Annotated in this window: 11 protein-coding genes; 3 read left to right on the top strand and 8 right to left on the bottom strand. The window is 60.7% G+C overall.

The annotated features are described in order from the left end of the window. Positions 1–69: 69 nt before the first annotated feature. From rseP to rpsB, 8 genes are all read right to left on the bottom strand, one after another. Complete coding sequence (rseP, locus tag ACTJKT_RS02770; protein WP_440786112.1) at positions 70–1,422, bottom strand: sigma E protease regulator RseP; 1,353 nt, start codon at positions 1,420–1,422, stop codon at positions 70–72. A gap of 53 nt (positions 1,423–1,475) precedes the next feature. Next, complete coding sequence (gene ispC / locus ACTJKT_RS02775) at positions 1,476–2,666, bottom strand: 1-deoxy-D-xylulose-5-phosphate reductoisomerase (RefSeq protein WP_440786113.1); 1,191 nt, start codon at positions 2,664–2,666, stop codon at positions 1,476–1,478. Next, on the bottom strand, positions 2,663–3,469 hold the full coding sequence (locus ACTJKT_RS02780; RefSeq protein WP_124319338.1) for a phosphatidate cytidylyltransferase: 807 nt from the start codon (positions 3,467–3,469) through the stop codon (positions 2,663–2,665). Before ACTJKT_RS02780 ends, ispC begins: the two co-directional genes overlap by 4 nt. Then, entirely contained in the window at positions 3,469–4,224 is a 756-nt protein-coding gene (gene uppS, locus ACTJKT_RS02785) for a polyprenyl diphosphate synthase (protein WP_025806625.1), read from the bottom strand. The genes ACTJKT_RS02780 and uppS overlap by 1 nt, the downstream gene beginning before the upstream one ends. A gap of 16 nt (positions 4,225–4,240) precedes the next feature. Continuing rightward, positions 4,241–4,798 (bottom strand): ribosome recycling factor, encoded by a 558-nt coding sequence (gene frr, locus ACTJKT_RS02790; RefSeq protein WP_025806624.1) that lies wholly within the window; start codon positions 4,796–4,798, stop codon positions 4,241–4,243. Next, complete coding sequence (gene pyrH, locus ACTJKT_RS02795) at positions 4,795–5,538, bottom strand: UMP kinase (protein ID WP_007924076.1); 744 nt, start codon at positions 5,536–5,538, stop codon at positions 4,795–4,797. Before pyrH ends, frr begins: the two co-directional genes overlap by 4 nt. A 208-nt stretch (positions 5,539–5,746) precedes the next feature. Beyond that, a complete protein-coding gene (gene tsf / locus ACTJKT_RS02800) occupies positions 5,747–6,613 on the bottom strand; it encodes a translation elongation factor Ts (protein WP_097302071.1) in 867 nt (288 codons plus the stop codon). A gap of 204 nt (positions 6,614–6,817) precedes the next feature. Then, the gene (gene rpsB, locus ACTJKT_RS02805; protein WP_007924078.1) at positions 6,818–7,558 is read right to left on the bottom strand and encodes a 30S ribosomal protein S2; all 741 of its coding nucleotides are present in this window, start codon (positions 7,556–7,558) and stop codon (positions 6,818–6,820) included. A 407-nt stretch (positions 7,559–7,965) separates the two neighbouring features. On the opposite strand from rpsB, the gene map reads away from it, so the two are divergent. Genes map through dapC form a run of 3 tightly spaced genes read left to right on the top strand, consistent with a single transcriptional unit; the run spans position 7,966 to position 12,737 of the window. Beyond that, on the top strand, positions 7,966–8,748 hold the full coding sequence (gene map / locus ACTJKT_RS02810; RefSeq protein ID WP_023969788.1) for a type I methionyl aminopeptidase: 783 nt from the start codon (positions 7,966–7,968) through the stop codon (positions 8,746–8,748). Positions 8,749–8,795: 47 nt separating this feature from the next. After that, a complete protein-coding gene (locus tag ACTJKT_RS02815) occupies positions 8,796–11,498 on the top strand; it encodes a [protein-PII] uridylyltransferase (RefSeq protein WP_097302068.1) in 2,703 nt (900 codons plus the stop codon). A gap of 39 nt (positions 11,499–11,537) precedes the next feature. Further along, positions 11,538–12,737 (top strand): succinyldiaminopimelate transaminase, encoded by a 1,200-nt coding sequence (gene dapC, locus ACTJKT_RS02820; RefSeq protein ID WP_440786114.1) that lies wholly within the window; start codon positions 11,538–11,540, stop codon positions 12,735–12,737. The last annotated feature ends 2 nt before the right edge of the window (positions 12,738–12,739 follow it).

A 12,739-nucleotide genomic window follows, 5' to 3' on the forward strand; every position in this document is an offset into this window, starting at 1 on the left:
CCTTTCTTATTCCAACTGGCAATAAAGAAACTGCCGCAAAATGCGGCAGATTCGCAATTCAGCGAAGCGTTACAGACGACCCAGATCGTTGACCAGGGCAAGCAACATCACCCCGACCACCAAGCTGATACCGATCTGTATCCCCCAACCTTGCACCCGATCCGACAAGGGACGACCACGCGCCCACTCGATCAGATAAAACAACAGATGCCCCCCATCCAGTACAGGAATGGGCAGCAAGTTCAGAACCCCTAGGCTAATACTCAGATAAGCAAGGAAATTCAAGAAATCAGCAACGCCCGACTGGGCAGAAGCGCCCGCCACTTTAGCAATGGTTATCGGTCCACTCAAGTTTTTTACCGAGAGCTCGCCGAACAACATTTTCTTCAGTGAATCGAGGGTCAGCACGCTCATGGTCCAAGTACGCCGGGCACCTTCGCCAATGGCGGCCAGCGGACCATAACTGACCTCGCGAAGCATTTCCGGCGGCCAATCGACCGCCTTCACCCCAGCCCCCAGATAACCACTGGCAACCTTCTCTTTACCACGCGCGGCCAGGGTCACCGGGACGTCGATTTGAGCACCATCACGCTCGACGCGCAGCACAATTTTGGTATCAGGACGTACACGCACCCAGTCGACGACCTGCTGCCAATCGGTCAGCGCCTGACCATCCAGCGCCAGCAAGCGATCGCCGGTTTTCAGGCCAGCCGCCTGGGCCGGGCCTTTCGGGTCGAGCTCGGCCAGAACGGGAGCGAGCGCCGGGCGCCAGGGGCGAATGCCCAGGGAACGAATAGGATCAGGCTCATCGGTACCCTTGAGCCACTTGTCGAGCACCAGCTCGCGTGGCGAATCGGCGGTCGAACCCTGCTCGCGCACCAGCAACTGCAAGGTACCGCTTTCGCCCAGACGCCGAATCAGCTGCAGGTTGACCGCCGACCACCCCACCGTGGGCTCGCCATCGATTGCAACGATTTCCTGGCCGGAACTCAGGCCCGCCTTGGCGGCAATGCTTCCAGACTCGACGCTGCCGATGACCGGACGCACCTGCTCGGTACCGAGCATCGCCAGCCCCCAGAAGAACACCAGCGCCAGCAGGAAGTTGGCGACAGGACCGGCAGCAACGATGGCGATACGCTGGCGCACCGACTTGCGATTGAACGACTGATCGAGCTGGTCGACGGGTACTTCGCCTTCGCGCTCGTCGAGCATCTTCACGTAGCCGCCCAGCGGAATGGCGGCAACCACGAACTCGGTACCTTGCCGGTCATACCAACGCAGCAGCGGCATGCCGAAGCCCACGGAGAAACGCAGAACCTTGACGCCGCAACGACGCGCCACCCAGAAGTGACCGAATTCATGGAAGGTGACCAGCACACCCAGGGCAATCAGGGTGCCGACAATCATATAGAGCGCGCTCATCTACTTTCTCCGCAATCCTATCCAGTACCGATACGCTCGGGCTTGTCGCAACCTTACCGGCCGTTGCGACCCAGCCACTGCTCAGCCAGGGCACGGGCTTTGGCGTCCGCCGCGAACACAGCGCTCAGCTCATCGACTGCAACAACCGGTTCAAGGCTTAATACTTCCTCGATGATACTCGCGATCTCGGGGTAGCGGATGCGCCGTTCGAGAAACGCGGCAACAGCCACCTCGTTGGCGGCATTCAGCATGGCCGGAGCGCTGTTGCCAGCCTCGGCGGCCTGGCGCGCCAGGCGCAAGCAGGGGAAACGCTCTTCATCAGGCGCCTGGAAATCCAGGCGCGCCACGGCGAACAGGTCCAGCGGCGGCACGCCGGAGTCGATCCGCTCCGGCCAGGCCAGGGCATTGGCGATCGGCGTGCGCATATCCGGGTTGCCCAACTGGGCCAGCACCGAGCCATCCACATAGTCGACCAGCGAATGAATCACGCTTTGCGGATGGATCACCACCTCGACCTGGGCAGGCTTGGCATCGAACAGCCAGCACGCCTCGATCAACTCGAGGCCTTTATTCATCATGCTGGCCGAATCGACGGAAATCTTGCGCCCCATGGACCAGTTGGGGTGGGCACACGCCTGCTCGGGCGTTACCTGCTCCAGCTCAGCCAGCGGAGTTTGCCGGAACGGACCGCCGGAGGCGGTCAGCAAAATGCGTCGCACACCTACACTGCTCAACCCGCGGGAAAAGTCTGTGGGCATGCACTGGAAGATGGCGTTGTGCTCACTGTCGATGGGCAGCAGCACCGAACCGCTCTTGCCCACCGCCTGCATGAACAGAGCACCGGACATGACCAGTGCTTCTTTATTAGCCAGAAGGATTTTCTTGCCGGCCTCGACGGCAGCCAGGGTCGGACGCAAGCCCGCGGCACCGACGATAGCTGCCATGACCGCGTCGACTTCAGGGTCGGACGCCACTTCACACAAGCCCTCCTCGCCCACCAGTACACGGGTGCGCGAGCCGGCATTGCGCAAGTCTTCCTGCAGGCTGCGCGCGGCAGCGATATGCGGGACGACGGCAAAACGCGGGGCGTGACGGATACAGAGCGCCAGCAACTCAGCCAGGCGACTGAAGCCGCTCAGGGCAAAGACCTGATAACGCTCGGGATGACGAGCGATGACGTCCAGGGTGCTGAGGCCGATAGAGCCGGTGGCCCCGAGAACCGTAATCTGCTGTGGGCGACTCACAATGCAGCCATCCACAACAGCACCGCGAATACCGGAATGGCCGCGGTCAGGCTGTCGATACGGTCGAGCACGCCACCATGACCCGGCAGCAGGTTACTGCTGTCCTTGATCCCGGCCTGGCGCTTGAACATGCTTTCGGTCAGGTCGCCGACCACCGAGATGAACACCACGACAGCCGCTCCGAGCAAGCCAAGGATGATCTGCCCGACGGACCAGCCTGCAACCAGACCAACCACCGCAGCGATCACCAAGCTCAGCAGCAGCCCGCCGTACACCCCTTCCCAGCTCTTGCCCGGGCTGACCTGAGGCGCCAGCTTACGCTTGCCAAATGCCTTGCCGGAGAAGTAAGCACCGATATCGGCGCCCCAGACCAGCACCATCACCGCCATGATCAACCAGTTGCCCAAAGGCTGCTGCTTGATAAAGACCAGGCCTTGCCAGGCCGGCAGCAGAATCAGCAGACCGATCACCAGCTTGGCCGCAGCGCCGGCCCAATGCTCGCTGGTACGCGGATAGGTGAGCACCAGGAAAGTCGCCAGCCCCCACCAGAGTACCGCCGCACCGAGTACCCAAGGCGCGATCCCCGGCAACAGCTGCATCAGGAACAACAGCGCAGCGACCACTACTGCATAGGCAATACGGGTCGGCTGAGCCTCGAAACCCGCCAGGCGCGCCCACTCCCAAGCCCCGAGGGTCACCACCAGCCCGATAAACAGGGCGAAGGCGGAACCTTCGAGCAGGAAAAAACCGCACAAGGCGATCGGCAGCAGGATCAGCGCAGTGATGATTCGTTGTTTGAGCATTAAACCCGGGCTCCAGCCTCGACCTGCTCGCTCGTTTTACCGAAGCGGCGCTGGCGAGAAGCGTAATCGGCCAGCGCAGCGCGCATGGCATCGTGTTTGAAGTCCGGCCAGAACAGGTCGGAGAAGTACAGCTCGGCGTAAGCCAGCTGCCAGAGCAGGAAATTGCTGATGCGGTGCTCGCCACCCGTACGGATGCACAGGTCCGGCAACGGCAGGTCGCCAGTCGCCAGGCAGGTTTGCAACAACTCGGGGGTAATGTCGTCAGGACGCAGGTGCCCTGCCTGAACTTCCCGCGCCAGGCGCTGAGCGGCCTGGGCGATATCCCACTGACCGCCATAGTTGGCGGCGATCTGCAGAATGAAGCGGTCGCTACCCGCGGTCATCGCTTCCGCCTCGCGCATCGCCGCCTGCAACTCGGGATGGAAGCGCGAGCGATCGCCGATGATGCGCAGGCTGATGTTGTTTTCGTTGAGGCGCTTGGCCTCACGGCGCAACGCCTTGAAGAACAGATCCATCAAGGCACTGACTTCATCGGCCGGCCGCTGCCAGTTTTCACTGGAGAAGGCGAACAGCGTCAGCACCTCGACCTTGGCCTCGGCGCATACCTCGATCACCGCACGAACAGCATCGACACCCGCTTTATGCCCGGCGACACCCGGCATAAAGCGTTTTTTTGCCCAGCGATTGTTGCCATCCATGATGATCGCGACATGGCGCGGCACCGAAGACGGTACAGGCTGCTTGGTCTTGTCCATGAAAACGTCCTGACCCTTATACGGCCATCAGGTCCTTTTCTTTTTCTTCAGTTGCCTTGGCAATCTGAGCCTCGAACTCTTTGATCAGCTTTTCGATCTCGGCGCCGGCACGACGCTCTTCGTCTTCACTGATTTCCTTATCCTTGGACAGCTTCTTCAGATCACCCAAAGCATCGCGACGAATATTGCGCACCGCAACGCGGGCATCTTCAGCAGCCGCACGCGCCTGCTTGGTGAAGCCTTTGCGGGTCTCCTCGGTCAGCGGCGCCATTTTGATCAGCAGCAGCTCGCCCAGGTTGGTCGGATTGAGGTTCAAGCCGGCACTGCCAATGGCCTTGTCGATTGCCGCCAGCATGTTGCGCTCGAACGGCACGACTTGCAGGGTCTGGGAGTCTTTTACAGTAACGTTGGCGACACCGCTCAACGGAGTGTCGGAGCCGTAGTAAGGCACCATCACGCTGCCCAGGATGCTTGGGTGCGCCTTGCCGGTACGGATCTGGCCGAACGCATGAACCAGCGACTCCAGGGATTTCTTCATGCGCTCTTGAGCGTCTTTCTTGATTTCGTTGATCATTGTTCGCCTTCCTCGATCAGGGTTCCTTCAGCGCCGCCATGCACGATGTTCAGCAGGGCGCCGGGCTTGTTCATATTGAATACGCGCAACGGCATCTTATGGTCGCGGCACAGGCAGATCGCTGTCAGATCCATGACACCCAGCTTGCGATCCAGCACTTCATCGTAGGTCAGATGATCGAACTTCTCGGCATGCGGGTCTTTGAATGGGTCTGCGGTGTACACACCGTCAACCTTGGTTGCCTTGAGCACTACGTCGGCATCGATCTCGATCGCCCGCAAGCATGCTGCGGAGTCGGTGGTGAAGAACGGGTTGCCGGTACCGGCAGCGAAGATCACCACTTCCTTGGAGTTCAGATGACGCATCGCCTTGCGACGGTCATAGTGATCGGTCACACCCACCATGGAAATGGCCGACATGACGATAGCCGAGATATTCGCACGTTCCAGCGCGTCACGCATGGCCAGGCCGTTCATCACAGTGGCCAGCATGCCCATGTGGTCGCCTGTCACCCGATCCATGCCGGCCGCGCTGAGCGCCGCGCCGCGGAACAGGTTGCCACCGCCGATGACCAGACCGACCTGAACACCGATGCCAACCAGCTGGCCGACTTCCAGCGCCATGCGATCCAGCACCTTAGGGTCGATCCCGAACTCTTCCGAGCCCATCAGGGCCTCGCCGCTAAGCTTGAGTAGAATGCGTTTATAGCGAGCTTGATAACCACTGCCCTGCTGAGCCATTGCGAATCTCTCCTGCGGCGTATTTTAAAAATTCTCTGCAAGCTGTTTGCAGCCTGCGTTCACTCTAGCTTGACGCTGTCACAGCGCCATCAGAACACGACTTTGTAAACCGGTTCCGAAGGCAACCAATTAAATTGGTTACCGCATTTGAAAAGAGGCTGCGCGCGTGAGCGGGCAGCCTCTTTCGGGCGACAGTTGAAAAACCGTCTTACTGTTGCTTGGCAGCAGCCAGTTGTGCGGCAACTTCTTCAGCGAAGTTGTCTTCTTTCTTCTCGATGCCTTCACCTACCGCGAAGCGGGTGAACGAAACGATTTCAGCGCCGCCTTTCTTGGCCAGGGCACCTACGGTGACTTCTGGATCCTTGACGAAAGCTTGCTCAACCAGGCTGGCTTCGGCCAGGAACTTGCTGATACGGCCAGCGATCATTTTTTCAACGATTTCGGCTGGCTTGCCTTTCATCTTGTCTTCGTTCAGCTGCAGGAACACAGCCTTCTCGCGCTCGATGGCTTCGGCGGAAACTTGCGATGGCAGCAGGAACTCAGGGTTGCTTGCAGCCACGTGCATGGCGATGTCCTTGGCCAGTTCTACGGAACCGCCTTTCAGGACAACCGCAACACCGATCTTGTTACCGTGCAGGTAAGTACCGACCACGTCACCTTCAACGCGAGCCAGACGACGGATGTTGACGTTCTCGCCAGTCTTGCCAACCAGAACCAGACGATCAGCTTCACGAGCTTCGATCAGCGGAGCGGCGTCGGTCAGCTTGTCAGCGAAAGCTTTTTCTACGCTGGCAGCAACGAATGCCTTGAAATCGTCCTGCAGAGCCAGGAAGTCGGTCTGCGAGTTGACTTCCAGCAGAACGGCGGCTTTACCGTCGTCCTTGATGGCGATGGCGCCTTCAGCAGCGATGTTGCCTGCTTTCTTGGCAGCCTTGATGGCGCCCGAAGCACGCATGTCATCAATGGCTTTCTCGATGTCGCCGCCAGCCTTGGTCAAGGCTTTCTTGCAGTCCATCATGCCTTCGCCGGTACGCTCGCGCAGTTCTTTAACCAACGCTGCAGTAATCTCTGCCATTTTCAAATTCCTCTTGGATAGGTTTTCAACCATTCCACCCGACTCAACGGGCGATCAATTCTTGAGCTGCGCTCTCGAAAACCCTTGATAGCCGCCACACATGACAAGAACTGCAGGGGCGCCATCGGTAAATGATTTTCGAGGTGGCAAAAAGGGGGCCTAGCCCCCTTTTTGCGTACTGAGTAAACGCTAAGCGTCAGTTACTCAGGCTTCAGCTGCCGGCGCTGGAGCGTCTTCAGCGAATACTTCGGTGCCGCCAGCAACGTTGTTGCGGCCACGGATCACGGCGTCAGCCATCGAACCCATGTACAGCTGGATGGCGCGAATGGCGTCATCGTTGCCTGGGATGATGTAGTCAACGCCTTCCGGGCTGCTGTTGGTATCGACAACGCCGATGACCGGGATACCCAGCTTGTTGGCTTCGGTGATCGCGATGCGCTCGTGGTCAACGTCGATCACGAACAGTGCGTCAGGCAGACCGCCCATGTCCTTGATACCACCCAGGCTACGATCCAGCTTTTCCAGATCGCGAGTGCGCATCAGCGCCTCTTTCTTGGTCAGCTTGGCGAAGGTGCCGTCTTCCGACTGAACTTCCAGGTCACGCAGACGCTTGATGGAAGCACGGATGGTTTTGTAGTTGGTCAGCATGCCGCCCAACCAGCGGTGATCGACGTACGGCGAACCGCAACGTGCTGCTTCTTCAGCAACGATCTTGCCAGCGGAACGCTTGGTGCCGACGAACAGAATCTTGTTTTTGCCCTGGGCCAGACGCTCTACGAAAGTCAGAGCTTCGTTGAACATTGGCAGGGTTTTTTCAAGGTTGATGATGTGAATCTTGTTACGCGCGCCGAAAATGTACTTGCCCATTTTCGGATTCCAGTAACGGGTTTGGTGACCGAAGTGCACACCGGCCTTCAGCATATCGCGCATGTTGACTTGGGACATGATAGTTCCTTAATAAGTCGGGTTAGGCCTCCACGTATCCCAATGACCAACCAACAGCTTGTGCTGAGGGCACCCAGGTCATCGTGTCGACACGTGTGTGGGTTTAGGCTTTTCGGAGCATCCCCGGAAAGCGGCGCATTTTATACCACAAGAAGGCTAAAAACGGAACCCGGATTCTCATTTCCCCCGCAGCACTTTTTTGCTCCCCCCTTGGAATCGGGCCAGAATGCTCCACTGTTATAGAAAGAAGCGACGCACAGAGCCTCAGATTTGCCCCGGGGCTCTGTTAGAATCGCACCTTTGAGGCTTTTGAAAGCGCGGCGACCCCACAGCGGGTTCAGCCTTCGGTATACCGTTTTCAAGCCATTCCGTGTTTATCCGCGCCACTGAGCGTCAAGAGAGCCTGTATGACCGTCACCCTCAAAACTCCCGAGGACATCGCAAAAATGCGTGTCGCCGGCAAACTGGCCGCCGAAGTGCTGGAAATGATTGCCGAGCATGTCAAACCCGGTGTGACCACCGAAGAACTGGACCGCATCTGCCACGACTACATCGTCAATGTGCAGCAGGCGATTCCCGCGCCATTGAATTACAAGGGTTTTCCCAAGTCCATCTGCACCTCGATCAACCACGTGGTGTGCCACGGCATCCCGAACGAGAAGCCGCTGAAGGATGGCGACACCCTGAACATCGATGTCACCGTCATCAAGGACGGCTACCACGGCGATACCAGCCGCATGTTCCACGTCGGCACCGTGCCGGTCTGGGCCGAGCGCCTGTCGCAGATCACCCAGGAATGCATGTACAAGGCCATCGAACTGGTCAAGCCGGGCTGCCGCCTGGGCGATATCGGCGAAGTCATCCAGAAGCACGCTGAAAAGAATGGCTTCTCGGTGGTTCGCGAGTTCTGCGGCCACGGTATTGGCAAGGTGTTCCACGAAGAGCCGCAGATCCTGCACTACGGCCGCGCCGGCACCGGCATGGAACTGAAAGCCGGCATGACCTTCACCATCGAGCCGATGATCAACCAGGGCAAGGCCGACACCAAGGTGCTGGGCGACGGCTGGACCGCGATCACCAAGGACCGCAAGCTCTCCGCACAGTGGGAACACACCCTGCTGGTGACCGAGACCGGCTACGAGATCTTCACCCTGCGCAGCGATGACACCATCCCGCGCGTCTCGGCCTGATCCACGCAGCTGCGCCCTTAGCTATAGATAGAAAGGAAAGCCAATCGATGCCGCAGGTGGATCCCGAATTGTTCGACCGCGGCCAGTTCCAGGCGGAACTGGCCCTGAAGGCAAGCCCTATCGCTGCCTTCAAGAAAGCCATTCGTCAGGCACGTGAAGTGCTCGACGAGCGCTTTCGCAGCGGACGGGATATCCGCCGGCTCATCGAGGACCGCGCCTGGTTCGTCGATAACATCCTGCAAAAGGCCTGGGACCAGTTCGACTGGAGCGAAGACGCCGACATCGCCCTGGTGGCGGTCGGTGGCTACGGTCGCGGCGAGCTGCACCCCTACTCGGACATCGACCTGCTGATCCTGCTGGACAGCGCCGACCACGAGATTTTCCGCGACTCCATCGAACGCTTCCTGACCCTGCTCTGGGACATCGGCCTGGAGGTCGGGCAAAGCGTGCGCTCGGTGGAGGAATGCGCCGAAGAGGCCCGCGCCGACCTGACGGTGGTTACCAACCTGATGGAAAGCCGCACCATCTGCGGCCCCGAACGCCTGCGCCAGCGCATGCTCGACGTCACCAGCACCGCGCACATGTGGCCGAGCAAGGACTTCTTCCTGGCCAAGCGCGCCGAACAGAAGGCCCGGCACCACAAGTACAACGACACCGAATACAACCTGGAACCCAACGTCAAAGGCTCGCCCGGCGGCCTGCGGGATATCCAGACCATTCTCTGGGTCGCCCGTCGCGAGTACGGCACGCTGAACCTGCGGGCCCTGGCCGGCGAAGGCTTCCTGGTGGAAAGCGAGAACGCGCTGCTGGCCTCGTCCCAGGAGTTCCTGTGGAAGGTCCGCTATGCCCTGCACATGCTTGCCGGGCGTGCCGAAGACCGCCTGCTGTTCGATCACCAGCGCTCGATCGCCAAGTTACTGGGGTTCGAGGGCAACGATGCCAAGCAGGCCATCGAAAGCTTCATGCAGCAGTACTACCGGGTGGTGATGAGCATTGCCCAGCTCAGCGACCTGATCATCCAGCACTTCGAAGAAGTCATCCTCGCCCCGGAAGACGAAGCGCCGCCGCAGCCGATCAACTCGCGTTTCCAACTGCACGACGGCTACATCGAGGCGATCAACGCCAAGGTGTTCCACCGCACGCCGTTCGCCATGCTGGAAATCTTCGTGCTCATGGCCCAGCACCCGGAGATCAAGGGCGTACGCGCCGATACCATTCGCCTGTTGCGCGAAAATCGCCACCTGATCGACGACGATTTCCGCCATGACATCCGCAATACCAGCCTGTTCATCGAGCTGTTCAAGTGCGAGATCGGCATTCACCGCAACCTGCGGCGGATGAATCGTTACGGCATTCTCGGGCGTTACCTGCCGGAGTTCGGCCATATCGTCGGACAGATGCAGCACGACCTGTTCCACATCTATACGGTCGACGCCCACACCCTGAACCTGATCAAGCACCTGCGCAAACTGCAGTACACCCAGGTTTCGGAGAAATTCCCACTGGCCAGCAAGCTCATGGCCAAGCTGCCCAAGCCCGAGCTGATCTACCTGGCCGGGCTCTACCACGACATCGGCAAGGGCCGGCACGGCGACCACTCGGAAATCGGCGCCGTGGACGCGGAAGCCTTCTGCATCCGCCACCAGTTGCCGCTGTGGGACACCCGCCTGATCGTCTGGCTGGTGCAGAACCACCTGGTGATGTCGACCACCGCCCAGCGCAAGGACCTGTCCGACCCGCAGGTCATCCATGACTTCGCCCAGGTCGTGGTCGACCAGACCCGCCTGGACTATCTCTACGTGCTGACGGTTTCCGACATCAACGCGACCAACCCGACGCTGTGGAACTCCTGGCGCGCCAGCTTGTTGCGCCAGCTCTACACCGAGACCAAGCGCGCCCTGCGCCGCGGCCTGGAAAACCCGGTGGACCGCGAAGAGCAGATCCGCCAGACGCAAAGCGCGGCCCTGGACATCCTGGTGCGCGCCGGCACCGATCCGGACGACGTCGAGCAGCTCTGGGCGCAACTGGGTGACGACTACTTCCTGCGCCATACCGCCGGCGACGTGGCCTGGCACAGCGACGCGATCCTCCAGCAGCCGGCCGACGGCGGCCCGCTGGTGCTGATCAAGGAAACCACCCAGCGCGAATTCGAGGGCGGCACCCAGATCTTCATCTACGCCCCGGACCAGCACGACTTCTTCGCCGTGACCGTGGCCGCGATGGACCAGTTGAACCTGAACATCCACGACGCCCGGATCATCACCTCGAGCAGCCAGTTCACCCTCGACACCTATATCGTGCTCGACAACGACGGCGGCTCGATCGGCAACAACCCGCAACGCGTCAAACAGATCCGCGACGGCCTTACCGAGGCCCTGCGCAACCCTGACGATTACCCGACCATCATCCAGCGTCGGGTACCGCGTCAGCTCAAGCACTTCGCCTTCCCGCCGCAAGTGACTATCCACAACGACGCCCAGCGCCCGGTCACCGTGCTCGAACTGAGCGCTCCCGATCGCCCCGGCCTGCTGGCGCGCATCGGCAAGATCTTCCTGGAGTTCGACCTGTCGCTGCAAAACGCCAAGATCGCCACCCTGGGCGAGCGCGTGGAAGACGTGTTCTTCATTACCGATGCGAACAACCAGCAACTGTCCGATCCCCAGCTGTGCAGCCGACTGCAGGACGCCATCGTCGAACAGCTGAGCGTCAGCCACGAACCGCCTACCGCCTTGACGCGCCTGAGCATCTGACCACGCGCCACGACCCGCTTTGAGTGAGACACCGCACCGATGAACAACGCTCTGAACCAGCTGCAGCCCTACCCGTTCGAGAAACTCCGCGCCCTGCTCGGCGGCGTCCAGCCCAACCCGGCCAAGCGCCCTATCGCGCTGTCCATCGGCGAGCCCAAGCACCGCTCGCCGAGCTTTGTCGCCGAAGCCCTGGCCAACAACCTCGACCAGATGGCGGTGTATCCGACGACCCTGGGCCTTCCGGCCCTGCGTGAGGCTATCGCCAGCTGGTGCGAGCGGCGTTTTGGCGTACCCAATGGCTGGATCGACCCGGCGCGCAACGTGCTGCCGGTCAACGGCACCCGCGAGGCGCTGTTCGCCTTCACCCAGACCGTGGTCAACCGTGGCGACGACGCGCTGGTGGTCAGCCCGAACCCCTTCTATCAGATCTACGAAGGCGCAGCCTTCCTCGCCGGAGCCAAGCCGCACTACCTGCCATGCCTGGATGAAAACGGCTTCAACCCGGACTTCGACGCAGTGCCGGCCGAAATCTGGCAGCGTTGCCAGATCCTGTTCCTGTGCTCGCCGGGCAACCCGACCGGCGCGCTGATCCCGATCGACACCCTGAAGAAACTCATCGCCCTGGCCGACCAGTACGACTTCGTGATCGCCGCCGACGAGTGCTACAGCGAGCTGTACTTCGACGAGCAGACCCCGCCCCCCGGCCTGCTCACTGCCTGCGCCGAGCTGGGGCGCCAGGACTTCAAGCGTTGCGTGGTGTTCCACAGTCTGTCCAAGCGCTCCAACCTGCCGGGCCTGCGCTCCGGTTTCGTCGCGGGCGACGCGGACATCCTCAAGGGCTTCCTGCTGTACCGCACTTACCATGGCTGTGCCATGCCGGTTCAGACCCAGCTGGCCAGCATCGCCGCCTGGAACGACGAAGTGCATGTGCGCGCCAACCGCGCGCTGTATCGCGAGAAGTTCGATGCGGTGCTGGAGATTCTGGCGCCGGTGCTCGACGTGCAGCGCCCGGACGGCAGCTTCTACCTGTGGCCGAACGTGGCCGGCGACGATACGGCGTTCTGCCGCGACCTGTTCGAACAGGAGCACGTGACCGTGGTGCCGGGCTCCTATCTTTCGCGCGACGTCGACGGCAGCAACCCGGGCGCCGGCCGAGTGCGCATGGCCCTGGTAGCGCCTTTGGCCGAATGCGTGGAAGCGGCCGAGCGGATCCGGGATTTCGTTCTACGCCGTAAATAAAT

The organism is Pseudomonas sp. 22526 (assembly GCF_052044735.1).
GTDB classification, from domain to species: domain Bacteria; phylum Pseudomonadota; class Gammaproteobacteria; order Pseudomonadales; family Pseudomonadaceae; genus Aquipseudomonas; species Aquipseudomonas piscium.